Genomic DNA, 24,979 nt, shown 5'->3' on the forward strand with positions numbered 1-24,979 from the left:
ACGCGCTAAATCACCCAACACCCGTAGCAGCCTGCGAAATGGTGGCCGACTGTGAGCAGGTCTTCTCTCGCGCTTGCGTCAGCGAGTCATTGCACCGTCTGGGGTTGCGTCCGGCTAAGAGCAGTGATTTCGAGCAAGCCAAGCGCCAGATTGACTATCCCAAGCCCCGTAACAGTCCCACGAACGTAGCCACTCTGGACAAATGTTGTGAGTTGAAGACTGGGAAAGCGCGCCGTGAGCCAGAACAGGAAAAAATTGTTTTCCCAGTAGCTCGTCCACGGAATAACGGTAAGCAGCAAACCGACTTCAAAACAAAGCGCGATAAAGAGAATCGCCGTAAGTTTGGCGGACATAGCCACGTGCTGGAGACAGCATACGCCGGTAAGACTTGTCTCGACACTCAAAGCAGAAAAACCCACTTGTACCGCGACGGCTCTCAAGCGCTACTGACGCTTCACACGCTGGCGTAGCTCGGCGACTTTTTCCGCCACTTCGCGGTAGTTGACGTCCACGGCGTACACTGTCTCGAAGACCTCAAGCGCCAAGTCATAACGCCCCATTTGTTCGTACGCCATCCCAAGGTCGTACCGCATCGCTTGATACTCATCCTCCGTTCGTCCCGGCGCTTCGACGCCGCGCTTGAACCACACCGTCGCTAGTTGGGGTTCGTTCTTCGCCATAAAGCACAACCCCAGCATGTTGCATACTTGGAAGTAGTGCGGGTCGGACGAGTGTGGGTCTGTACCGCGAAAAGCCGTCTGGAACTCTTCGATCGCTTCGTCGAAGAGGTCCATATCCTTGTAGGCCAGACCTAGATTGTAGTGCGTTTCAAAATCGGGCGTCGCTTCAGCATCAGCCTCAACACTCTGCTTGAATTCGTCAAAAACATCCTGCAAACCTGATTCGCCAAGCAAGATCGAGCCTGACGACGCCGGCGCCGGCTCAGGCTTGGCCGCCAGGTTGGTGACGGCCGGAGCGTCAAAGTTCCCCATCTCAAGCTCTTCGAGCGCCTTCTCAAGCTCACTCACCAAGCCGTTCATGAGCGACCCAATGGATTCTGGCTTGGAAACGGGGACTTCCGCCGCCGCGTCGGTCGGAAGCGCCAGGCTGGTCAGGTCCGGCTCCGGCGCACTCGGCGGCGACTGCACCTTGGCCAGCAGCGCCAGCACCTCCGGATGATTTGGAAACTCAAGGCTTAGGCGAGCCAGATTATCGCGTGCCACGTCGAAGAAGCCTTGCTCTATGTAGAATTTTATCCCCTCCAACTGCTCTTGGAGCTTGGCTTCCGCCACCGCTTGGAGTGTGTCGCTGGACGGCGCCGGGCTGATCTCAAAAACGGGTTGCTGGGCGTCAAACGTGGGCACGCTTTCCGGCGGCGTGGTTGGGAAATGAGGCGGGCCGACGTAAATCGCCTCCGTATGTAACGTGAAGCCTTCGCCGCTGGTGTAACCAAAATCAAAAGCGCCAACCGCCGGACTGGACGGCGTCGGCGTCGGCGTTTGTACCGAGCCGCTGATGTCTATTTCCACTTCGTCGCTGACCTGCGCAGGCGGTACGCTTGGCATGCTCGGCGTACTGACGGAGCCTGCCAGCTCAAAACCGCCGCCCTGGTGGGAAGCCGCCAATTGTCGTGCCTCCGCTTGGAAGCGCTGACTTTGGGCATGGTCACCGCGCTGGGCATATAGCGTCGCCAATGCCGCCGCCTGCCGTCCAGCCTCATCATCTCGCCCAACGTCGGTGCAAATCTGCTTGAGCAGGAGACGGAGTTCAATGCTACCAGGGACGTGGTTGACAGCTTCCTGAAGAAGCTCAATCGCCTTATCAGGCATACCCAAGTTGGCGAAGCGCTCGGCATCGGCTTTGAGCCGGGCGACCTCAGGCGGGAGTGCTTCGCTGCCTAAGCTGGGCGGTGGATAGCTGACCGACGACGGTGACGTAAAATCCGTAAAGCCGCCAGTTTGTAGGTTATTGAAACCACCAATGCCGGTCTCAAATCCGAATGGGGCGGGAGCGCCAAAACCACTGGCGACAGAGTCGCCGCCAGCCGGGGCAAAGCTGGGGGTGCCAAAAACCGCTGTTTCGGGAGCAGACGGCGACAAGGGAGCAAAACCCGATCCGGACGTATAACCAAACCCGACGCCCGAATCCGGTGGCGGGGAAAACGGAGGCTGTCCGGCAAGAATCTCGGGCGTAAACTCAACCCGCTGCCCGACGCCACCGGTGTAAACGGGACCTGGGACCACCCGATCCCGCTCCGCAATTGTGGGACTGACGGGACTGGTAAAGCCGTAGGCGCGCATCATTTCCAGATGCGCCGGCTCGTTCGGCTCCAATTCGACCAGCTCCCGAAGCGCTTTTTCGGCGATGCCGCGCTCCTCGTGGTGCAGCGCTACTACGGCCAGTTGTTTCAACGCTCCCGGCAACTCGTTGCCCTCACCCAGACGCCTGTAAATCGTCACCAAACACTGGTGCGCCTTGAGATGGTAGGGATTTGCTTCGATGACTTTTTGGAGCAGTTCGACGCCACGTGTTTCTTGGCGTCGCGTAATCATGGGCTCGATGCACTTCTCAATGAGGTCTGTTCCACGGTCGTAAAGGCCCTGATCAATGAACTTTTGCGCCAGCGTCAAGACGTACTCGAAGCGGGTTTTGTCTACTTCCAGCAACTTGAGCAACGCCGTTTCCGCTTCGTTGAGAAGGTCGGCCTGAAGGTAAATGCGACCGCTAAGAATCAGGATATCCGTGTCATCAGGACGCTGCTGCGCGACGTTGCTCAACAGCGCCACTGCCCGCTGCGGCTCGCCCTGCTTGATGTAGATGGTCGCCAGCGAGTTTAGCGCCGGCGTGCTGGCCGGATTCAACTCCAACACCCGTTGAAAAACCTGCTGCGCTTCAGCCAGGCTCGACTTGCGAATCAGTTGCGCCCCGGCCGCAATGTAGGCTTCAATCGCTTGCTCCTTCATCCCTTCCCGTTGGTAGTTTTCGGCTAAACGCAACCGGGCCGGGACGTTTTCTGGGTCTAAATCGGCGACGCGCTGCAAAAGCTCCAGCGCCTGCCGACTGCGACCGTTTTTGGTGTAGTAGTCAGCAATTTCAAGGTATTGCTTGCGCGCTTCAACCATCAGGTTCTGGCGGATATAGAGTTCCGCCAGCTTGAGCGCCACATCGGTGTTGCCTGGCGCAAGCTTGTAGATTTTTTTGTACACCGCGATGGCGCGCGGCGTATGACCGTCGCGGAGCGTGGCCTCCGCCAGCTTGACAAATGTCACAATGGCGTCGTCGGTGCGTCCATCCCGTACGTACAAGTCGCCGAGAATGTTGAGCAAGTTGGTGTCGCCCGGATTCGACATGACCAAGTTTTCATATTCCTTGATCGCCGGCTTGATTTTGCCTTGCTGAACAAGTTTCTCGGCTTTACGTAAATCGTTGGCTTTCGTATAGGACATGGCGCTGCTCCCGTCGCGGTAAACGCCGCCGAAGATTGTGCGACGACGGAGACCCTGACTGTGATAAAGGTAGAAAACCTACCACAAGGGGACTGAGGTGTCAAACTTCGACCAATATCGCTAGACGCCTAAAAGTCGTTTGAAATCAGTAGTTTAGTTTGACTTTCAAAGGCTTGAGCAATGGTGCTGGGGCGACGCCCCGAAAGGTTAGGCGATGCGCTGGACACGGGCCATAGCGTTCAAGCGCCCGTTGATGGTAGGCCGTCCCATACCCCTTGTGACGTGCGAATCCGTACGCTGGATATTCGGCGTCCAGTGCGTCCATCAGCCGGTCACGATAGACCTTAGCAATGATGGAAGCCGCAGCAATCGAGATTGAACGCGCGTCGCCATGGACTAGGGCGCGCTGCGGGATGGCGACGGCCGGCAGATGAAGGGCGTCTAGCAGTAAAAAGTCCGGCCGCTGGGGCAAGGCGGCGACGGCCTGCGCCATTGCCCGCCGCGTGGCTTCGACGATGTTAATCTGGTCAATAACATCGGCGTTTACGACGCCGACGCCGACGCCGTACGCCGTCGCTTCAATCTCGATGTACAGCCGGTTGCGTTGCGCCGGCGTCAGTCGCTTGGAGTCGTCCAGGCCGGCGGGCAGCGCTGCCGGGTTGAGGATAACCGCCGCCGCCGTCACCGGCCCTGCCCAAGCGCCGCGCCCGGCTTCGTCCAAACCGGCGACGTACGTTGCCCCCTGCACCCAGAGCGGCGTTTCAAACTCAGTTGTTGGACGTAAACGGCGAGTCGCCATGTTGGAGGCGTCCTGGTCTTTCTTCCGCCGGCCCACCAGTTTGACGATGTTGCCAACAGTAGCCGGTTACCCCGCTGACCCACCGTTGGCAGGGCGTCCCTTTTTTCGTTTTCGCGCCACAACGATGGCGCTCCCGTGAGATTGTTGCCGTAGGCGATGCGGCGGCCGGTGTCTTGAGCGTCGCAGCAGTGGTCAGCGCAGGAAGCGGCGGCGGTTGCGTGTCATACCACACTGTGTTGCCGACCCCCAACGCCAGCCCAAGCGCCAACCCGCCGCCAAAGGTTTTCCACCGCAAACCCGGCAGTCGCCAACCACAAGCCTGACACCGGCGGCCGAAGATCAGAGCCGCGCTGCGCGTCCGCCACGTTGCAGGCGGTGGTGGAAGCTGCTCGCCACAGGCTGGGCAGAAATTGGCGTCCGGCATTCGACTGCACTCCTAGGCTGTTTGCCCCCAGTGTGCCGAAAACGCCAGCGACGAGGAAGTCTTTTGTGTCGCTGGAGGGCGGTGGTAGGGTAGACCACTGTACGATGGCACTTCATGCGGCGTTGGATTCCGCACGTGGTTGGACCCCGCACTTGTGTAGGTAAACGGCATGCCGTCCTTTGAACTGCTGCTGGAATGGAGCGTAAAAATCGCCGTCGGTTTCATCATCCTGATGACTACGGTGGCGTATCTTTCTCTGATTGAACGTCGCTTACTGGCCTTTATTCAAATGCGCTATGGCCCAAACCGAGTCGGCCCGTTTGGGCTGTTTCAGCCCATCGCCGATGGGCTGAAGTTTGTCTTCAAGGAAGACCTCATCCCGCTGGATGCAGATAAGTTTCTGTATGTGATGGCGCCGGCGCTGTCGTTCGTGCCGGCATTAATGATCTTTGTGCTGATTCCAGTTGGCGGCGAAGTAACCCTTCCATTTCTCGACCGCCCTATTGCCCTGTATGTTACGAGCGTCAATGTTGGCGTCCTAGCCGTCTTGGCTATGACCGGCATGGGTGTCTATGGCATCGTGATGGCCGGCTACGCCTCGAACAACAAATACAGCTTGCTCGGTGGGCTGCGGTCTTCGGCGCAACTCGTAAGCTACGAGTTGGCGATGTCGCTTTCCATCATCGGTGTTCTGATTCAGGCTGGTTCGCTTGATTTGGTGACCATCGTCGAACGGCAGGGCGGCGCTTGGGGATTCGGCTGGCATGTGTTCTGGTTTCAGCCGATTGGGTTCTTCGTCTTTCTCATCAGTATGATCGCCGAGACGAACCGTGCGCCGTTTGATTTGCCGGAGGCCGAGAGCGAGCTGGTAGCCGGTTTTCACACAGAATACAGCTCGATGAAGTTTGCCATGTTTTTCATCGCGGAATACGCCAACATGGTTACGGCGGCGGCGATGGCGACGACGTTGTTTCTTGGCGGTTGGCAGGGGCCGGGCGTTGCTCGGTGGCCATGGCTCGGCCCGGTGTACTTCGTCTTGAAGGTGGCGTTCTTTCTGTTCCTCTATGTGTGGCTGCGGGCTTCCTCACCGCGTCTCCGCTACGATCAGTTGATGGACTTCGGCTGGAAATTTCTGCTGCCCTTGGCGCTCGCCAACGTCGTCCTTTCGGCGACGCTGGCGCTGTGGTTCTGACCGGCGGGCGTTTTCGCTCGCGCTTTCGCGGGCAGGTTTGCGCTCGTCCCACCAAAAGCTTGTGGATGCCCCGCTACCTGAATTTTCGCTTTCGCTTGGCCGGACTGCTGGCCGTCGTGCTGGTCGGGATGGTGGTTGTTCTGTATGAACTCAACCGCCGCGCCGAGCGCCAAATTCTGGCGCAGGTCGAGGCGCAGACGGCGCAACTGACCACCGCGTTGGAACTTGGCCTGCAAAGCATCAGTACGAGCGACTACCTTGACGACTTCATTCGGTCACGCCGGCTGACGCCGCAGCAACTTCAGCGCATCCGACGCATCGCCATTGTGGACGCCAACGGCTTGGTGACAGATAGCACGGCGCGCGCTGAACGCGGTCGCTATATCACGCCGCCGACCGACGCCGCCCTCGTCACGGAAGGCGATCCATTAGCGTCGGCGGCGGAGGAAAACAGTATGGCGCGCACGATTTTCATCCCCTTCCAAACCTTGGGCAAGGATGGTACATCGGAGCGCAACTATGTGGTTGTCACCCTGTCGGCGCAGACGCTGGCCGACACCATCGCCGCCACCTCGCGTCAGCGATTATGGGCGACGGGCGTCGCACTGCTGGCGGCGCTGACTGTGGCCGTCGCGCTGGTCTGGCGCTTCACCCAACCCATCGGCGAACTCGTCACGGCGGCGCGACGCATTGAAGAGGGCGATCTCACGGTGCAGCTTGCCGTCAAACGGCGCGACGAGATCGGCCAACTGGCGCTGCGCTTCAACGCTATGGCGGCGCGTTTGCGCGAGATGCGTGAACTGGAACGGGCCGCCGTTGTCGGTCGGCTGGCTTCCGGCATCGCCCATGAAATCCGCAACCCACTCAACTTCATCAATCTCACGATGGATCACATTTGCGCCCGCTATGCGCCCCTTGAAGCGGACGAACGCGCCGCTTTTGAGCGGTTGACGGCGGCCGTCAAAGATGAAATTGCGCGCCTCAACACCCTCGTAACAAACGTCCTCCGGGTTGGTCGTCCCGCGTCGCTTGCCCTGCGTCCGGTCAACCTTGGGGCGTTGGTCAACGCGGTGCTCGATGTCGTTCGTCCCAAAGCCGAAGCCCAGGGCGTCACGCTGATGTGTGAAGATGCAGCACAGGGTCGCCCCATCGAAGCCGACGCGGACGCGCTCAAATCTTGTTTCTCTAACCTCGTCATCAACGCGATAGAAGCTATGCCGAACGGCGGCGTACTGCGCGTTCATATCACCGAAACGCCGACCGGACAGGCCGTACGAATCAGCGATACCGGCGTCGGTATTGCGCCGGATGCCCTTGCGCACATTTTCGACCCGTACTTTTCAACCAAAGACACTGGTATCGGTTTGGGGTTGGCCGTCACCCGGCAGATTGTGACCGATCACGGCGGCACGATTGACGTAGAGAGTACGCCCGGTCGCGGAGCAACGTTTACGTTACACTTTCCATATCACCGGCCGTCACAGGCTTAGGTTTGCTTGCCGCAGGTTTCCAGGCATGATGCACGCTTTCCAGCTGGACTGCGGCGGCGAACGTTTTGTATCAAGCATTTCGTAGGAGTATGGGCACACGATGAAAGGCGTCGTCCTTGCCGGCGGACTCGGTACGCGGCTGTATCCGCTTACCAAGGTTACGAACAAACACTTGTTGCCGGTCTATGACCGGCCGATGATTTACTATCCACTCCAAACCTTAGTTGAGGCTGGTGTGGACGATGTGTTGCTTGTCACCGGCGGCAACAAAGCCGGCGACTTTTTGCAACTGCTCGGCAACGGCAAGGAGCATGGGCTCAAACGCCTCAGCTATACCTACCAGCAGGGTGAAGGGGGGATTGCCGACGCCCTTGCGCTGGCTGAAGACTTCGCCGACGGCGGCCCGATCGTGGTCATCCTCGGTGACAACATCATCGAAAAAAGCATCGCCGGCCCCGTCGCCCGTTTTCGAGAGCAGGGACGCGGCGCGAAGATTTTGCTCAAAGAGGTTCCTGACCCCCAGCGGTTCGGCGTTCCAACGCTGGACGGTTCGCGCGTGGTGCGCATTGACGAAAAGCCGGCGCGGCCCGCTTCGCCCTACGCCGTCACTGGGATTTACATGTATGACGCGACGGTGTTCGATATCATCCGCACCCTGACGCCCAGCCAACGCGGCGAACTTGAAATCACGGATGTTAATAACGCCTACATCGCACGCGGCGAGCTGACGTGGGAAATTCTCGACGGCTGGTGGACGGACGCCGGCACATTTGAGAGTCTGCATACTGCCTCCAACCTTGTCGCTGCCATGCGGGCGGCTGCGCGCGAACGATGAACTTCATTGCTACCGAACTGCCGGGCGTCGTCCTCATCGAACCCAAGGTGTTCCGGGACAACCGGGGTTTTTTCCTTGAAAGCTACCACCAAGCGAAGTTCGCCGCCGCCGGACTGGATGTGACGTTTGTGCAGGACAATCACTCCTGCTCCGTACGCGGGACGCTGCGTGGTCTGCATGCCCAGCGTCGCCGTCCACAGGGTAAGCTGGTGCGCGTCATCGCCGGAGAGATTTTTGATGTCGTCGTGGATATTCGGCTGCATTCGCCGACCTTCGGGCGCTGGCTGGGTGTTGTGCTGTCGGCGGAGAATTTCCGCCAACTGTATGTTCCGCCGGGCTTTGTGCATGGTTTTTGCGTCCTGAGCGATGTTGCGGAAGTCCTCTACAAGTGCACGGCGCTCTATGACCCGACGGATGAAATCGGCGTCGTCTGGAACGACCCGGAGATCGGCGTTGACTGGCCCGTTCGGTCGCCGCTGTTGTCCGAGAAGGATCGGCGACTGCCGACGCTGCGCGCGCTGCTGGAGCAGTTGCAAGCAGCTGACGACGCATGACGGCGCGGCCGTCGCCAATCTTGGCCGGCGTTCCCGTCGCCAATGTCACCTTGGATGAGGTCATGGCGCGCATTACGGCCTGGCTCGAAGCGCCGCATTTCCACCGCATGGCCGTCGTCAATGCAGCGATCCTGCTGGACGCCGAACGTAACGCCCGGTTTCGGGCGGCGCTGGCGACGGCGGATTTGGTGACGGCCGACGGGATGTCGGTGGTGTGGGCGACCCGTTGGCTGTCTCGTTTGGGAGGACGACTTGTGGCGCGGGTAGCTGCGCCGGACGTGATGGAAGCCGTTCTCGCTCAGTGTGAACGGCGCGGGCATCGGGTCTACCTGCTGGGCGCGACGGCCGAGGTTGTCATCCAAGCGCGCAACCGCCTTCAGCGGCGCTTCCCGAAACTGGCGGTGGCCGGCGTACGCGATGGTTACTTTACGGATGAAGAAGCCCCGGCCGTGGCGGCGGCGGTTCATCAGACGCGCGCCGATGTGTTGTTTGCAGCGATGGGATCGCCCCGGCAGGAGTTGTGGCTGGCGCAGTACGGCCCGCAAACCGGCGTTCGATTCGCGTTAGGCGTTGGCGGCTATTTCGATATTCTGGCCGGGCGACGCCGCCGCGCGCCCCGCTGGATGCAAGCTTGCGGGCTGGAATGGTTGTTTCGATTTTTACAGGAGCCGCGCCGTTTATGGCGGCGTTACTTGATCGGCAATGTCGCTTTCCTATTGTTCCTCGCCCGCGAATGGCGGCGAGCTGGTGAAAGGATGACGGCATGAAACGTTGGCGTGTCGGGATTCTTGGCGCGACCGGGACGGTCGGACAGCGATTCATTCAACTTTTGGAGAACCATCCCTGGTTTACAGTGACGGCCGTAGCGGCTTCGGATCGTTCGGAAGGGAAACGTTACGGCGACGCTGTGGCTTGGAAGCTGCCGACGCCACTTCCGGCGACGGTCGCCGAGCTGACGCTTGCTCCCTGCCGGCCGCCGCTTGACTGCGATGTGGTGTTCTCAAGTTTGCCGGGCGACATGGCCGGCGAAACGGAAGCCGCCTTTGCGGCGGCCGGCTATCCCGTCATCAGCAACTCCAGCGCTCATCGGATGGCGGATGACGTACCGCTGCTGGTTCCCGAAATCAACGCCGACCACGCCCAGCTCATTCCGGTACAGCAACGCCGACGCGACTGGACGCAGGGCTTCCTTGTCACCAATCCCAACTGTACGACCTTGGCGCTGGCGCTGCCGCTGGCAGCGCTCAACCGTGCCTTTGGCGTTGAGGCGGTCGTGGTGTCCACGATGCAGGCGATTTCCGGGGCGGGGTATCCGGGCGTCGCCTCGCTTGACATTGTGGACAACGTCATCCCCTACATTGCCGGTGAGGAAGCCAAGGTCGAAACCGAGCCGCGTAAAATCCTCGGCCGCCTTGCCGGAGACACCATCGAGCCGGCACCGCTGCGGGTAAGCGCCCATTGCCACCGCGTCGCTGTGACGGACGGCCATCTCTGCGCCGCCTCAATCAAGCTCAAACAGACGGCGGCGATTGCGGATGTGTGCGCCGCGCTGGAGGCTTTTCGCGGCCCGGCGGAAGTGCAATCGTTGCCGAGCGCGCCCGCGCGCCCGATTGTGGTGCGTTATGAACCGGATCGCCCGCAACCGCGTCTTGACCGCGACTTGGAGCGCGGCATGGCGAGCATTGTCGGACGGGTACGGAAGGACCCGCTGCTGGATGTCAAGCTGACGATTCTGGGGCACAATACGGTGCGCGGCGCGGCCGGAGCAACGCTGCTCAACGCGGAGTTCTTGGCCGCAACCGGACGACTCGCCTAAACTCTCAAAACCCTAGCCGCTCAGTCCATACGGCGTTGCAGGTGCTTATGCCCGACCGACCCACCGCCAAGTCGCACGAGCCGGACGCCGACCTGCCGGCCGGCGTTGCCGCCAAGCGACAACTTGTGTTTCCCGACGCCGTAGCGCGCGACAACCAAGTGCGCTCGCGCATCCCATTGGCTGCAGAAGCGCCGGTGTTTGAGTTTGAAGCGCCGCCGGAGCCGCCCCAAACATTGCCGCGTGTGCCGCGTCGCTGGCGGATGCGCTTTCGCCAGTTTATCGGAAAATATGTCGTGTGGTTTGTGGCGGTGTTGCTGTTGTCGGTAGCGACGGTTGTGATTGTGGCGATCTTCTCACCCCAGCCGAAACCCCCAACGCCGCCGGTTCGCCGGTAGCCGTCAGGAGATCACAGTTTGCAGGAAGTCGCTTTTGCTGACCCAGCCGCTCGTCCGCGCGGATGGATTGAAGTCATTGCAGGCGGTATGTTTTCCGGCAAAACCGAGGCGCTCATTACGCGCCTGCGGCGCGCGTTGATTGCACGGCAGGCGGTGCAAGCCTTCAAGCCGCGCTTGGATGATCGCTACGAGGCCGACTTCATCGTGTCGCACAGCCGGTTACGTATCGAAACGCAGGTCATCGAGCAGGCGGAGGACATCCTTGATCGGTTGTCGCCCGCCACGCAGGTGGTCGGCATTGACGAAGGCCAGTTTCTTGGCCCTGGCTTGGTGCAGGTCTGTCGCCGACTGGCGGATGGCGGCCGGCGCGTCGTGGTGGCGGCGCTTGATCTCGATTACCGTGGAGAGCCGTTTGAGCCAATCCCGCATTTGATGGCTATCGCCGAGTACGTCACCAAGCCGCAGGCGATTTGCGTCGTCTGTGGGCATCCGGCGAATTTCTCCCAACGGCTGACGGCGGACGACCGACGGGTGGTGGTCGGCGCAGAAGGGTTGTACGAAGCGCGCTGCCGCCGCTGTTTTGTGCCTTACCCTGTCCCCCCAGCGGGCCGATAGGTGGTCACGCCATATGGATGCCGTCGTGTTTCGAGTGGGTGCCGGGTACGATATTCACCGCTTGGTCGAGGGGCGTCCGCTGATTCTGGGCGGCGTAACGATTCCGTACGAGCGCGGCCTACTGGGACACTCCGACGCCGACGCGCTGGCGCATGCCGTCACCGACGCCCTGTTGGGCGCGTTGGCGCTAGGTGATATTGGGACGCACTTTCCCGACACCGACACACGCTGGGCCGCCGCCGACAGTCTGGCGTTGCTGCGCCACACGGTTGCGCTGGTCGCTGCGCAGAGCTTTGAAATCGTCAACGTGGATGCCTCCATCCTTGCCGAGCGCCCAAAGCTTGCGCCATACATCCAGGCGATGCGGGAACGACTGGCTGAAACGCTCAACGTCGCGCTCGACGCCGTGAGCGTCAAAGCCAAAACCAACGAGGGACTCGACGCCATCGGGCGCGGCGAGGCCATCGCCGTACACGCCGTCGCGTTGCTGCGTCGGTCGGCACCGCTCCGTAGGACTGACTCGACAATCAATCGGGAAGCCTAACTCAGGGAACATCGCCATGTCCGCCACTCGTCACCTGCTCACACTTGACGAACTCAACCAACTTCCAGCTTGGGCCGCCGAAATGGGGCGCAAGTACTTTGCCGGTGAAGCGAGTCATTTTCTCCTTCACCACAACGTCTATGATGTGGCGCGGTCAAAGCGCGGCTACGTCGGGTTGGTAACCTTCCTTCAGCAGGAGATGCTCGGCAACAAGCACATCGTGCTATACAACCGAAGCGAGGGCATTACCTTCGGTTCCCAGGAAGCGGAACGTCAGTTTTTAGCCACCCTCCGCATCGCCAATCCGCTAGCTGACGCCAAGACGTTAGCCACATTGCCGCGCGACCCAGTTCCGGCGCTCAACCTAATTGAGCGATTTCTGTATTCCGGCGACCAAGTGGCCGTCATCATCAATTTTCTCGAAACCCTCGTTCCAGCAGGCGACATTGCCCATTTGGGAAGTGATGAACGCAACCTGCTTGTCACGCTGCAACGTTGGCTCACCAGCTCGCGTCTCTTGAACTCGGACAATATTGTGATTTTCCTAACAGAGAACCTATCGGATGTCGCCCAGCGGCTGCGCGAAAACTCACGCATTACGCTGATTCGCGTCCCCTACCCCGACTACGCTGAGCGGCTTGACTATATCCGCTACGAACTGGCTGAAATCGCCAAGCGGCGGAATGGCCGTTCTGAAAAGGAAATAGAAAAATTCAAAGCGGACTTCAAAGCTAAAGCCGAACGCATTCTCCGCGAAGAGGGCGTAGATCGTCTCAATGAAGAAACCAAGAAGTTCAATGAAGAACTTGAAAGGATGAAAGCCGAGCTAGGTAATAGTGTACTCGGCCTCAAAATGCAGATCACCGATGAACAACTGGCGCATCTAACGTCAGGACTCAACCGCGTTCACATCTCGTCTATTCTTAAGGGTGCAACGCTCAATAACGAAGGTCTAACAATTGATCTAGTGCGTGCTAAGAAAAAATCTATCATCGAATCGGAATGTGTCGGGCTGATCGAATTTGTTACGCCTAAATATGGTCTTGACCACGTTGGTGGTTTTGAGAAAGCCAAAGCCTACCTGCGCAATATTGCTGAAGTTATTCGCAACGGCGAAACTGACGAAGCGCCGATGGGCATTCTGATTTCCGGCCCGGTCGGCACCGGCAAGACATTTCTAGCTGAGGCGTTCGCTAAGGATTGCGGCTTGAATGTTGTTGAGTTCAAGAACTTCCGGGACAAATGGGTCGGGTCATCCGAAGCTAATCTGGAGAAGATTCTCAACCTGATTCAGACCTTAGCGCCAATTGTCGTTTTGATTGATGAAGCTGATGCCACGCTTGGCCATCGGGATGCCGGCGGTGACAGTGGTGTGGATAAACGCATTTTCTCAAAAATCGCTTCGGCGATGGGCGATACGGAAAACCGTGGACGTATCCTTTGGATTTTGATGACTTCGCGTCCAGACTTACTCCCGATTGACCTGAAACGTCAAGGTCGGTGTGAGGAACATATCTCATTGTTCTATCCGGAATCTGAAGCTGATCGTCTGGCAATCATTGAGGCAATGATCAAGAAAAACCGTATCGCCCATCAAGTCACCGACTGGTCACCCATTACGCGGAGCGAGATGAAGCTTTCTGGCGCCGATATTGAATCCATGCTGATTCGCTGTCGGCGAGTTGCTCGTCAGGCTGGACGGAAGGAAGTCACATCTGATGATGTGCGACTGGTAGCGCAGGAATTTACACCTGCACGCGATGAAGTCGCCATTGAGTACCAGACGTTGGTGGCCGTCCGCGAGGCGACTTCGCGCGACATGTTGCCGGAAGCGTTCCGGCACATGTCGCCGGCTGAAATCAGTCAGCGCATTGAACAACTGCGCCCAATGGTGCGCTAATGTGCCTCAGTGGGTGGGCGCTCGTTTGGCGCGTGTGAGACGCCTGCCGGTAAAAAGCTTGCGTTTCGGTGGAGCGTCACGCGCCGTCTTTCGCCTAAAATGCACACGACTAAATGCCGGTTGTTTCCGACCTTGCCGCCGATCTGCATACGTTGACCGCACGGCTGGCTGCGTTTGGCCCGGCCGACAAAGCTCTGCACATCCAATCCGTGACGCCGACGACCACCGACGGCGGCTGCTACCAAGTCGCTTTCGCCGTCGCATATGGGAAGCTGACGGTGACGTACTGGAACGGCGACCGGTCGGCTTGCTGGCGCGTCGAGCGGTACGATGTCGGCGACGACGGCATACGTCTCGATGTTTCACGACGCGCCGGCGCGGAACGCGGGCGGCTCATCATCACGGCGGGTGATGTCCCGCCGCCGCCGACAACGCCGACGTTGGCGCAGTGGCGGCGGCGCGTCCGAAACTGGTTGATGAGTCAACTTCCACCCCGGACGCGCCTGATTGCGCTTCCTCGTCAGCGCGAGGACGACGCCGTAGTGGGCTGGCGGGCCGTCCACGCCGGGACAAGTTGGTTGGTTTTCACAACGCCCGACGCCGACGAGGTTGCGCTTCGTCGCTTGCTTGGACGCGCTTTGTCGGCCGCCGACGGGCGCCACCCGACAGCCTGTATTCGGCTGGTTCTGCCGCCGAACGGCGCAAAGCGGCTGTCGCCCTGCTTGTTCCCGCTGGATGCGCCGTGGCTTGAGCTCTACGAAGCGGGCGCAGATTGGTCGGCGATTCGTCCCGTCGCCGTCGGCTATCAAACGCCGCTGGTAATGCAACCTGTCCGGCGCTGGGTACGCCGGCTGCCGACGCCAGACGAGCTTGACCAGCTGCGCGAATGGTTTGGGGCCGACTTGGACGCGCACTGTGAAGTTGCGTCGGTGGGTTCAGAGACGTTTGCCGTGCGCTGGTACGGGTTGGAATGTGCGCGGTGGTGTCGTCCATCGGCCGCCGACCGGGCGACGCGCCTACCGCTGCGCTTTGGTCTAACGACGCTCGGCGAGTCGAGCCGGCCGCTCACGGAAAGCACCCGCGCCGACTTTCAGGCGCTCATAGCCGCCTTGCGTCGCCATCGGACGCCGATGGCGCGCGATGCTACGCATCCGCTGTATCGCGCCTATCCCGAACGCTGGTTGGAAGCGGTGGTTCGGCGGCAGGTAAATGTGATTGACGACGCTCTTGACCCAGCCTACGTCCAAGGGCAGTGTCCGCACTTCGGACGGCACACGGTGGGCGTGGCCGATATGCTGACGTTGACCCGGACGGGGCGGTTAGCGGTGCTCGAACTCAAAGCCGACGCGGACGCCGATGTGATCTGGCAGGGGTTGACGTATTGGCTGCACGCGCTGCATCACTGGCGGCAGGGCGATTTTGTTCGGCGTGGCTACTTCACCGGAGCGGAGTTGGACGCCTCCGCTCCGCCGCAACTCTACCTTGTCGCGCCGACGCTGCGCTTTCATCCGGTGACGCGCGCCGTCGCCCGGCGACTGCGGGCGGACATCCCTCTCACGCTAGTTGGCGTCAACGAACGCTGGCGACAAGCGTTGCGGGTGGTATTCCGGGAGCGTTTTGGCGATGTCGGCGCGCGCCGACTCTAGTAGGCGACTGCCAATGACGCTGGCTGGAAGCTTCGTGCGCCGAGCCTTCCAACTGCAATGTAAGCTGAAGCAGATTAGCGCTGAGCCGCCGTCTGGTCTGTTTCGCCGGGCGGCGGTGTTTCCAATCAATGCTCACGTTCTTTCTGCGCAAGTTGTATGTCGGTTTCCTCGCCCATCTGATGTCAATGACTACCCAAACCGCTGTTTTGACTTCGCTTGACGCTGGTCGGCGACTTGTCGCGCTCCCGTTTGTCGCCGTCGTCGGGCATGCGCCAATTAAGCGGGCGCTCCTGCTGTTGGCTATTGAGCCACGGCTGCGCGGCGTCGCGTTTGCCGCGCCGACTGGGAGCGCCAAGTCCGTTCTTGTCCGTGCCTTCGCCGATATCGTACCGGACAGCCCAGCCGGACGCCCGCCCTTTGTCGTTCTACCGAGCAACATCAGCGAGGACCGTCTCTTCGGCGGTCTCGATCTGGAAGCCACCCTGTCCGGCGGCAAGCGCCGGTTTGCGCCAGGCGTTCTTGCGCAAGCCAACGGCGGCTATGTCTTCGCCGACAACCTCAACCTCCTGCCGACGCACGTGGAAAATGCGCTCCTGACCTGTCTCGACACCGGCCGGCTACAGGTTGAGCGTGAAGGGATTTCCGTTACGTCACCGGCTGACTTCGCCCTCATCGCGGCGTTCAATCCCGAAGACGGCGGCGTGCGCTGGCATGTGCTTGACCGTTTGGGGTTGATCGTCGCCGCGCCGCGCCGCCCGGATTTGGAAACCCGGCAAAAAGTCATTGAGACGGTCGCCGCCTTTGAACGCGACGCGGAAGCTTTGCACGCGCTCTACGCCGACGAAACGGCGACGCTCAGGGCGCTGCTGACCGAAGCGCGCGCATGCCTAACGCATGTGACGCTGCCGGACACGACGCTTCGGTGGCTGTGCGAACGCGCCGCCGCCTTGGGCACGGTCGGGCAGCGGGCGGAGTACTTCGCTACGCTGGCCGTCAAAGCCAACGCCGCGCTTGAAGGGCGAACCGTCGTCAACGAGGACGATTGCCGGACGGCCGAGTTCTTCGTGTTGCTGCCGCGCGCCACCCAGCGTCCAGAAGACGAAACCGAACCCCCGCCGCCTCCTACCCCACCGCCTCCGGACGCTGCGGACGATGAAACCGAACCGCCTGCGCCGCCGGAGAGTCTGGAAGACTTGGCGCTGGTCTTCGACGTTGAAGAGGCAATCATTGAGGCTGACTTCAATCTTTTCGCCAAAAAGGTTCGGCTAGGTCGCTACGGCAAACGCTCCGAACGCGATAACTTCCAGTCGGGACGCTACGTTCGTTCCGTCCCCGGCGAGCCGTCGCGGGGTAGAGTCGCCATTGAGGCGACCCTCCGCCAAGCCGCGCCGCACCAACCGGCCCGTCGCCAGAAAGCTCTGGCCGCTGGCCAACCCCAGGCCGCCGCGCGGGTACTGCTCACCAAAGATGATGTTCGGCTCAAACGGCTGCGCCGGCGCACTGGGGCGCTGATTGTCTTCATCGTGGATGCGTCAGGCAGCATGGCCGCCAATCGGATGGGACAAGCGAAAGGAGCAGTGGTGGAGTTGTTGCGTCAGTCCTACGTCAACCGCGACAAAGTGGCGCTCATTGGCTGCTACGGGGAGGAAAGCCGTGTGTTGCTGGCGCCCACCCAAAGCGTTGAGGCCGCCAAGCGTCAGCTTGAGACGTTGCCGACCGGCGGAGCGACGCCGCTCAACGATGCGCTCCGGCGGGCGCATGCGCTCATCGAGGAAGTTCGTCGCACTGGAACTTACGCCGAAGCATTGGTGGTTGTCATCGGCGACGGACGCGGGAATGTCCCTGCCCGCCCGCCTGAACCTGACGCCGCCAACCTCTCCCAAGCCGATCACATTCGCCGCGAAACGGAAGATTTAGCCCGTCTGTACGCCGCCGCAAACATCCGCATGGTGGTGTTTGATACACAAAACCGCTTTGTTTCACGCGGGGAGGCTAAGCAACTGGCGGAGTTGTTCGGGGCGCGGTACATCTACCTGCCGCGCCTGTCGGCGACTGGCGTCACAGAAGCGGTTAAGCAGGAATTACGGCGAACAGGGTAGGGATGCAGCGGCGCGCGCTTTCCCTACCGGATGTGGGCGGCATCGTGCACAATAGGGTGCACGGCAAACGTTTCCCAACCACTGGGTTCGCTTCCTATGGCTGCACCGGAATCGCGCTCAACACCAACAGAGTACTCGTTTTTGCGCGAGTGCGAGCTGTTTTCAACCCTGTCTGACCTAACATTGCAGGCGCTTTTTCTGCGCGGCCAAACCCTTGTCCTTGAGCCTGGTGACGACATTTTTCACATTGGCGACCCAGCGGAGCATCTCTACGTCATCAAGTCGGGGGTAGTGGAAATTCGGCGGCCGGCAGCGGACGGTGCACGGGAACTGACGCCGGTGGCGTATGTTGCGGCGGGCGACGTCATCGGTGAAGTCGCCATGTTCACCAAGTCAGCGCGCGCTTCGGCGGCACGGATGCCCGGCGGCGGTGAGATCTTTCGCATCTCGCGCGACAACTTCCACAGCGTTGTGGCCGGCTTTCCTGATCTAGCGCTGCGGTTGTGTTTCACCTTTGCGCAACGGCTGGAATCCACCGTTCGCAATATGCGCAAAGAACGTCAGCGCCAGCTAAGCGGCAACCTCAAGTTCTTCGACCTGCCGACGGTGATTCAAACCATCATCAGCTCCGGTATGACGGGGATGCTCCGTGTAGACGACCCGCTCGGCGTCACCATTGCGGAAATCTTCTTCGACAACGGGCATTTGTGTCGCGCGACAATGGGCCATCTAACGGGCGGGGAGGCGTTTTTCCAACTCTTCCAGCCGCCGCCGACAGAAGGCACGTTTGAGTTCAAGGGTGGTGCGCACGAAGTGTCAGAGGGTGCAAGCTGTGACATTCTTCTGCCCGGTATGACAATGCTGATGGAAGCCGTTCGCATGCAGGATGAAGTTCATCAACTGCGGCGTCGGATGCCGGCCACCACGCAGTATCGTCCGTTGGGCGACGACCTGCAGTGGGACGATGACGCCTTGCTGCCGACGGCCTACGACATCTGGTATCGCCTTCACGCCGGGACGCCGACGGTGCGCGACTTGCTCGACGAAGTGCCGGCTTCGCACTACACCACGCTTTCGATTCTCAACAAGCTGTTGGAAACCATGCAGATTGTCGCCCGCCAAGACGACGCCAAGGCGTTGACATACATTTCCGACGTTAGCAAGGACATGCCTCTTGAGCTGGACGCATAAGGCAGACCCCGCGCCAAACCGCAGAGCCATTGCCATGACATATGACCAACCGCATTCTTGTCACCGGCGGAGCCGGTTTCATCGGCACGCACCTTTGTCGGCGGCTGCTGTCTGAGGGCCACGAAGTGATTTGCCTTGACAACTTCTACACAGGCCGGCGCGCAAACGTCCGGCCGCTGCTTGATCATCCGCGCTTTGAGTTGGTGCGCCACGATGTCATTGAACCCATCCGGTTGGAAGTGACGCAGATTTACCATCTGGCCTGTCCCGCCTCGCCGGTTCACTACCAAGCCAACGCAATTCAGACGGTCAAGACAAGCGTCCTTGGGACGCTCAACATGCTGGGTCTGGCTAAGCGTGTCGGCGCGCGTTTTCTGCTGGCTTCGACTTCGGAAGTTTACGGCGATCCGCTGGTGCATCCCCAGCGTGAAGACTACTGGGGCAACGTCAATCCCATCGGCCCGCGTAGTTGCTATGACGAAGGCAAGCGTGTTGCAGAGACGCTAACAATGGATTACCACCGGCAGCATCGCGTGGATGTGCGGATTGCGCGCATCTTTAACACGTACGGCCCAAATATGCTGGAAAATGATGGGCGTGTCGTCAGCAACTTCATTTGCCAAGCGCTGCGGGAAAAACCATTGACTGTGTATGGCGACGGCTCACAGACCCGTTCGTTTTGCTATGTGGACGATCTGGTGGAGGGATTGGTGCGCTTGATGGCAGTAGAGGACTTCACCGGGCCGGTCAACCTAGGTAATCCAAGTGAATTTACAGTAGTGGAATTGGCCCGGAAGGTGCTGGCGATGACCGGTTCTTCATCACCGATTGAACATCGTCCCTTGCCGGAAAACGACCCACAGCGGCGGCGTCCCGACATCGCGCTGGCGGGTGAACGGTTGGGCTGGTCGCCTAAGGTCTCGCTGGATGAGGGGCTTGAAAAAACAATCGCCTACTTTCGCACCGTTATTGCATAAAGCAGCCAGACAGGGATTGGCGACTGGGGGCGCTTTACGAAGATGGTGAAAGCTCGCAAAGAAGTGCGGCGGTTTGACGCTTTCTTGCGCGACGTTGCCATGCGCCATGCTTAGGCATAGCGGTTTCTCATCAAACAAGAACGCATCAGACAGGCTCGGAAGCCATCCGGCGCGAAACGCTGCGCCACCACATAGTGGCAAAACGCCACTCCACTCCAAGCGTTTGACGCCGCCCCCTTCGAGAAGCTCACGGTAAAACGACCGGCGCGTCACGGGCGGTTGCCTTTGACAATGGCGCAGGACACAGGCATATCGCCAAAGCGTTTGAGGTGACAGCGTTCGGAACAAGGTGGGGCACACACCGCATGGAAAACTGGACTGGGAAAACCGTACTCATCACCGGAGCATCAGTCGGTATCGGCGAGGCGTTTGCGCGCCGCTTCGCCCAAGAAAAAGCCAACCTCATATTGGTTGCGCGCCGCGAGAACAAGCTCCGCCGCCTTGCCGCCGAGCTTGCCAAACAGCACGCCGTTACGGTGGATGTGCTGGTAAAAGACCTCAGCCTACCCCAAGCGGCAGGCGAAGTCTTTGAGGAAACCGAACGGCTGGGCGTACAGGTGGACGGCCTCATCAACAACGCCGGCTTCGGCATCGGCGGGCGATTTGTTGAAACCGACCTCAAACGCAACCTCGAAATGCTGCAACTCAACATCGTGACGCTGACCGAGTTGACCCACCGCTACTTGCCCGGCATGCTGGCGCGGCGGCAAGGCGTGGTCGTCAACGTTGCTTCGACGGCCGCGTTCCAAGCCGTACCCTACCTTGGCGCCTACGCCGCGACAAAAGCCTACGTGTTGAGTTTTTCCGAGGCGCTGCACGAGGAATGTCGTGAACAGGGCGTTTTGGTCATGGCGCTCTGTCCCGGCGCGACGGCGACGGAGTTCTTTGATACGGCGCAAGTGGCGGAAGGCACGGCGCGCGACATGCTCCGCCGCGCCCAGACGCCCGAAGCAGTCGTCGAAGCGGCTTTCGCCGGCATCCGGCGGCGCAGCAGTTCGGTTGTGTCCGGTTTCACCAACGCCCTGCTATCGCAGGCGACACGCTTCGTTCCACGAGAGATCGCCGCCCGTATTGCAGGCAACATCATGAAAGCGCGATGAGCCTGCGCTTTGAAGTTTTGGCGCGCGACGCCGCTACCGAGGCCCGGCGTGGACGCCTGACCACAACGCGCAGCGTCATCGAAACCCCCGTGTTCATGCCGGTCGGCACAGCGGCGACGGTCAAGGCGCTGACGCAGGAAATGCTGGAGGCGCTGGATGCGCGCATCATTCTCGCCAACACCTACCACTTGTTTTTACGTCCTGGCCACGGCGTCATTCAGGAACTGGGCGGCCTACACCGCTTCATGGGTTGGTCGCGTTCCATTCTCACTGACAGCGGTGGCTATCAGGTCTTTTCGCTAGGCAAACTGCGCACCATCAGCGAAGAAGGCGTCGCTTTTCGCTCGCACTTGGACGGCGCACAACTTTTTCTGTCGCCGGAAGTGTCTATGGAAGTGCAGATCGCGCTCGGCTCGGACATTGTGATGGCGTTTGATGAGTGTCCGCCTTATCCGGCGAGCTACGAACAGGTACGCGCGTCGCTGGAACTGACCGAACGCTGGGCGCGGCGCTGTCGGACATATTTCGACGCCCACGCCGACCGCGAACGACAGTCACTGTTCGGCATTGTCCAAGGTGGCATTCACCATGACCTGCGCGCCCGCTCGCTGGAAGGGTTGCTGGCTATCGGCTTTGACGGCTACGCCATCGGCGGCTTGAGCGTTGGCGAGGAAAAACAACACATGTACGACACAACGGCCTTCATCGCGCCGCGCCTGCCGGCCGACAAGCCGCGCTACCTAATGGGTGTCGGCACGCCGGCGGATTTAGTCGAATCTGTAGCGCGCGGCGTGGATATGTTCGATTGCGTGATGCCAACGCGCCATGCACGTAATGGGACGGTGTTTACGTCCGAAGGCAGGCTCAACCTGCGCAATGCGCGCTACATCCGCGACGACCGCCCGCTGGACGCCGCCTGTTCGTGTTTTGTCTGTCGGCGGTACTCGCGCGCTTATCTGGCGCATTTGATGCGTGCGGGAGAAATTCTCGCGTCTATCTTGGCCACCTACCACAACGTACATCACTATCTTGACCTAATGCGGCGGATTCGGCACGCTCTGGAACAGGGCGAATTCGGGCGCTTTGTCGCCGAATTTCGTCGCCGTCAGCTTTCACTTGAGGAGTCTGAGGCACCATGAACATCGTCTTGGCGCAGGGTGGCGGAGGAAGTCTTCTCATCCAGCTTGTTCCGATCGTGGTGATGGTGGCCATCTTTTACTTTCTGGTTATTGCGCCCCAGCGCAAACGCCAGAAAGAACTTGAAAACATGCGCAACAACCTCAAAAACGGCGACCGTGTGGTGACGGAAGGTGGCATTTACGGTACGGTGGCCGGCATTAATCAGAAGGAAAACACGCTGCATCTGCTTGTCGCGCCGTCGGTCAAGATTGAGTTTTCCAAAAACGCCATCATCGGTCTGCGCGACCAGCCGCGTAAAGAGAACGAATAGAGGCTGAAGCGGAAGCCTGTCCATGCCACTTTACCCGGCGTTCTCCGCGACAACGCACCCCATCCACTTTCTCGTTTTCATTAGCCTGGTTGTTGGCTTTCTTTGGGTTGACTTAGTCTCCGGTAAAGCCGACCGGCCAGTTTCAATGACCAAGGCGGCTGTGTGGTCGGTCATCTGGGTTGCGGTGTCGCTGGCGTTCGCCGGGTATGTGGCTGTCGTCCGCGGGCTGAATGACGCGGCGCTGTTTGTCACCGCCTATGCGCTCGAAAAGTCCTTGGCGGTGGACAACCTGTTCGTTTTTATGGCGATTTTCGCCGCCTTCGCCATTCCGGAGCGCCTGCACCACCGAATTCTCTACTGGGGCATCATCGGCGCGTTGGTCTTTCGCGCCCTCTTCATTGGGTTAGGCGTTGGCCTGCTGTTTGGCGCAGGGGCAATCGGGGCTGTGACGGTGTTCGGTCTCCGCATCGAACTTCAGCGCGTGGTCTTTTTCGGCTTCGGTTTGGTTATCCTCTGGTCAGTTTACGCGCTCCTGCGCGCTGGCGACCGGAAGGCGGAGGAAGAAACCGACTACACCAATCACTGGGCGGTGCGCTTTCTCCGGCGCTTTTTCCCCCACCGCATTGCAACGCAATTGGATCGTGGACGCTTCTTGACCAAGGTGACGGATAATGGGGGCATACACCGGCATGCTTTGACGCCGGCGTTCCTCTGCCTGCTGGTGATTGAAGCGTCAGACATTATGTTCGCCTTTGACAGCGTGCCGGCCATCTTTGCAGTTACACAGGACCCGTTCTTGGTCTACACAAGCAACATCTTCGCGGTGCTTGGCTTGCGCTCAATGTACTTTCTTGTGGCGGCGGCCAAACGCCTGCTTATTCATCTCGACAAGGCGGTGTTTGTCATTCTCGCGTTTATCGGCGTCAAAATGCTGGCGCTGGCTTTCGACTGGTTTCATTTACCGCCGCTGGTCAGCCTTGGGGTTGTGCTGGGGTTGCTCACGGCGGGCGTCAGCGCTTCGCTTCTGGCGCAGCGCGTACGCACGGCCGCCGACGTTTCCGAACCCAAACCGACAACGCCAAAGCTCCACCCTTGACAGGGCGACGTTTGGTTGCGTAGTCTAGCCGTTCGCTTTGCTTCCAGTCGGCGGGCGTCCAAGGCGTGCTTTGGCTTTTCCGGCCCCAGCGCTGGCCCGGACGGCAAGACTTGATGCGTTGTGAGGAGCAAGACCAAAAGCTGCTATGAGCGAACCGACCCCTGAAACCACTGAAGCAACCGAATCAACCGCGTCTGCGCCGCCGGCGGAGCTCTCTCCGGCGGCGGAACGGCCACTGAAGGTTCGCCCCCACCCACGTAAGCCCTACACAGGGCAGACCTTTGTGCCGAAGGGGCCGCTGCCAGAACCGGCGCGCAAGTGGTTTTTGGTGGACGCAACGGGTTTGACGGTCGGACGTTTGGCGTCGCAAGTCGCCCCTATCCTAATGGGGAAGCATCACCCTCGGTACACAACTTTTATGGATATGGGTGACGGCGTCATCATCATCAACGCCGAGAAGGTGGTGTTTCGCGGCGACAAGTGGAATCAAAAAATTTACCGGCGACACACTGGCTATCCAGGTGGGCTGCGTGAAATCAAGGCGAAAGACCTGTTAGCAAAGTTCCCGACGCGCATTCTGCAGCATGCCATCATCGGCATGCTGCCCAAGACAAAGCTTGGGCGGCGGATGGCTAAGAAGCTCCGCATTTACGCAGGCCCAAACCATCCGCATCAGGCGCAACGACCGGAACCGTTGGCGCTGGATACGCTGCGCGCTCCGTTGGTCGCCGCCCGTTGAGGACGCTGGAGCTGTGAGAGGTAGGCGCAGTTTGACGAATGTGAATTGAAGCCGAGGTTGAGGTAGGTCAAGCGCGGGCATGCTGATTCAGTACTATGGGACAGGTCGCCGTAAGACGGCGACGGCGCGTGTTTATCTGCGTCCAGGTGACGGCAACATTACGGTCAACAAGCGGACTTTTGAGGGCTACTTTCCAAGCGAAACGCTGCGGATGATCATTCGTCAACCGCTGCAAGTGACTGAAACACTGGGTAAGTTCGATGTTCTGGTCAGTGTGTCGGGCGGCGGTTTGTCGGGCCAGGCCGGAGCCATCCGGCATGGCATTGCCCGGGCGCTGCTCCAGTTCAACATTGAACTGCGGCGGCGACTCAAAAAAGCCGGTTTCCTGACGCGCGATCCGCGCATGAAGGAACGCAAGAAGTACGGGCAGAAGGGGGCGCGCAAGCGCTTCCAGTTCTCCAAACGGTAACGTCAGCGTCCGGCAGCGGCTGCAGCCGCCAATGTCGGACTGGATTCCATTGCTGTGCGTCGGGTGTGTTCCGGCGTCGAGGGCGTGTCGGCGACGGCGTGCGTGCAGCGAGTACATGAACCATCCACTCGACGGGCTACAG

General features: G+C 60.1%; 24 protein-coding genes. 20 read left to right on the forward strand and 4 right to left on the reverse strand.

Annotated elements, in window-relative coordinates; translation table 11 throughout:
- Positions 1-86 precede the first annotated feature (86 nt).
- The 4 genes from NZ585_04075 to NZ585_04090 form a co-directional block, all read right to left on the reverse strand.
- Positions 87-353: a hypothetical protein gene (locus tag NZ585_04075; GenBank protein MCS7079213.1), complete on the reverse strand. Its 267-nt coding sequence runs from the start codon at positions 351-353 to the stop codon at positions 87-89.
- Between the two features lie 90 nt (positions 354-443).
- Positions 444-3,446, reverse strand: a complete 3,003-nt coding sequence (locus tag NZ585_04080) for a tetratricopeptide repeat protein (GenBank protein ID MCS7079214.1) — start codon at positions 3,444-3,446, stop codon at positions 444-446.
- Positions 3,447-3,591: 145 nt separating this feature from the next.
- A complete protein-coding gene (locus NZ585_04085; GenBank protein ID MCS7079215.1) occupies positions 3,592-4,245 on the reverse strand; it encodes a ribonuclease HII in 654 nt (217 codons plus the stop codon).
- A complete protein-coding gene (locus tag NZ585_04090) occupies positions 4,214-4,669 on the reverse strand; it encodes a hypothetical protein (GenBank protein MCS7079216.1) in 456 nt (151 codons plus the stop codon). The genes NZ585_04085 and NZ585_04090 overlap by 32 nt, the downstream gene beginning before the upstream one ends.
- Positions 4,670-4,838: 169 nt before the next feature.
- Between NZ585_04090 and nuoH the strand changes: the two genes are divergently transcribed.
- The 20 genes from nuoH (at position 4,839) to rpsI (ending at position 24,837) form a co-directional block, all read left to right on the forward strand.
- On the forward strand, positions 4,839-5,861 hold the full coding sequence (nuoH, locus tag NZ585_04095) for an NADH-quinone oxidoreductase subunit NuoH (protein ID MCS7079217.1): 1,023 nt from the start codon (positions 4,839-4,841) through the stop codon (positions 5,859-5,861).
- Between the two features lie 65 nt (positions 5,862-5,926).
- Entirely contained in the window at positions 5,927-7,351 is a 1,425-nt protein-coding gene (locus tag NZ585_04100; protein ID MCS7079218.1) for an ATP-binding protein, read from the forward strand.
- A gap of 100 nt (positions 7,352-7,451) precedes the next feature.
- Positions 7,452-8,186 (forward strand): sugar phosphate nucleotidyltransferase, encoded by a 735-nt coding sequence (locus NZ585_04105; protein MCS7079219.1) that lies wholly within the window; start codon positions 7,452-7,454, stop codon positions 8,184-8,186.
- The gene (rfbC, locus tag NZ585_04110; protein ID MCS7079220.1) at positions 8,183-8,740 is read left to right on the forward strand and encodes a dTDP-4-dehydrorhamnose 3,5-epimerase; all 558 of its coding nucleotides are present in this window, start codon (positions 8,183-8,185) and stop codon (positions 8,738-8,740) included. The genes NZ585_04105 and rfbC overlap by 4 nt, the downstream gene beginning before the upstream one ends.
- Positions 8,737-9,507: a WecB/TagA/CpsF family glycosyltransferase gene (locus NZ585_04115; protein ID MCS7079221.1), complete on the forward strand. Its 771-nt coding sequence runs from the start codon at positions 8,737-8,739 to the stop codon at positions 9,505-9,507. The genes rfbC and NZ585_04115 overlap by 4 nt, the downstream gene beginning before the upstream one ends.
- Positions 9,504-10,556, forward strand: coding sequence for an aspartate-semialdehyde dehydrogenase (gene asd / locus NZ585_04120; protein ID MCS7079222.1), 1,053 nt, complete (start codon positions 9,504-9,506; stop codon positions 10,554-10,556). The genes NZ585_04115 and asd overlap by 4 nt, the downstream gene beginning before the upstream one ends.
- Before the next feature lie 47 nt (positions 10,557-10,603).
- Positions 10,604-10,951: a hypothetical protein gene (locus tag NZ585_04125; protein MCS7079223.1), complete on the forward strand. Its 348-nt coding sequence runs from the start codon at positions 10,604-10,606 to the stop codon at positions 10,949-10,951.
- Between the two features lie 18 nt (positions 10,952-10,969).
- The gene (locus NZ585_04130) at positions 10,970-11,566 is read left to right on the forward strand and encodes a thymidine kinase (protein ID MCS7079224.1); all 597 of its coding nucleotides are present in this window, start codon (positions 10,970-10,972) and stop codon (positions 11,564-11,566) included.
- A 13-nt stretch (positions 11,567-11,579) separates the two neighbouring features.
- Positions 11,580-12,110, forward strand: a complete 531-nt coding sequence (gene ispF / locus NZ585_04135) for a 2-C-methyl-D-erythritol 2,4-cyclodiphosphate synthase (protein MCS7079225.1) — start codon at positions 11,580-11,582, stop codon at positions 12,108-12,110.
- Between the two features lie 16 nt (positions 12,111-12,126).
- Positions 12,127-14,010: an ATP-binding protein gene (locus tag NZ585_04140; GenBank protein ID MCS7079226.1), complete on the forward strand. Its 1,884-nt coding sequence runs from the start codon at positions 12,127-12,129 to the stop codon at positions 14,008-14,010.
- 113 nt (positions 14,011-14,123) lie between these two features.
- A complete protein-coding gene (locus tag NZ585_04145; protein ID MCS7079227.1) occupies positions 14,124-15,656 on the forward strand; it encodes a hypothetical protein in 1,533 nt (510 codons plus the stop codon).
- A 185-nt stretch (positions 15,657-15,841) separates the two neighbouring features.
- Entirely contained in the window at positions 15,842-17,755 is a 1,914-nt protein-coding gene (gene bchD, locus NZ585_04150; protein ID MCS7079228.1) for a magnesium chelatase ATPase subunit D, read from the forward strand.
- A gap of 96 nt (positions 17,756-17,851) precedes the next feature.
- A complete protein-coding gene (locus tag NZ585_04155; protein MCS7079229.1) occupies positions 17,852-18,946 on the forward strand; it encodes a cyclic nucleotide-binding domain-containing protein in 1,095 nt (364 codons plus the stop codon).
- Between the two features lie 41 nt (positions 18,947-18,987).
- Complete coding sequence (locus NZ585_04160; GenBank protein MCS7079230.1) at positions 18,988-19,923, forward strand: SDR family oxidoreductase; 936 nt, start codon at positions 18,988-18,990, stop codon at positions 19,921-19,923.
- Between the two features lie 365 nt (positions 19,924-20,288).
- Complete coding sequence (locus NZ585_04165; protein ID MCS7079231.1) at positions 20,289-21,083, forward strand: SDR family oxidoreductase; 795 nt, start codon at positions 20,289-20,291, stop codon at positions 21,081-21,083.
- Positions 21,080-22,222 (forward strand): tRNA guanosine(34) transglycosylase Tgt, encoded by a 1,143-nt coding sequence (gene tgt / locus NZ585_04170; protein ID MCS7079232.1) that lies wholly within the window; start codon positions 21,080-21,082, stop codon positions 22,220-22,222. Before NZ585_04165 ends, tgt begins: the two co-directional genes overlap by 4 nt.
- A complete protein-coding gene (gene yajC, locus NZ585_04175; protein ID MCS7079233.1) occupies positions 22,219-22,533 on the forward strand; it encodes a preprotein translocase subunit YajC in 315 nt (104 codons plus the stop codon). The genes tgt and yajC overlap by 4 nt, the downstream gene beginning before the upstream one ends.
- Positions 22,534-22,555: 22 nt before the next feature.
- Positions 22,556-23,629, forward strand: coding sequence for a TerC/Alx family metal homeostasis membrane protein (locus NZ585_04180; GenBank protein MCS7079234.1), 1,074 nt, complete (start codon positions 22,556-22,558; stop codon positions 23,627-23,629).
- A 283-nt stretch (positions 23,630-23,912) separates the two neighbouring features.
- A complete protein-coding gene (gene rplM / locus NZ585_04185) occupies positions 23,913-24,368 on the forward strand; it encodes a 50S ribosomal protein L13 (GenBank protein ID MCS7079235.1) in 456 nt (151 codons plus the stop codon).
- A 79-nt stretch (positions 24,369-24,447) separates the two neighbouring features.
- Positions 24,448-24,837, forward strand: coding sequence for a 30S ribosomal protein S9 (gene rpsI / locus NZ585_04190; protein MCS7079236.1), 390 nt, complete (start codon positions 24,448-24,450; stop codon positions 24,835-24,837).
- Positions 24,838-24,979 lie beyond the last annotated feature (142 nt).

This window comes from Chloracidobacterium sp. (assembly GCA_025057975.1).
Lineage (GTDB): Bacteria > Acidobacteriota > Blastocatellia > Chloracidobacteriales > Chloracidobacteriaceae > Chloracidobacterium.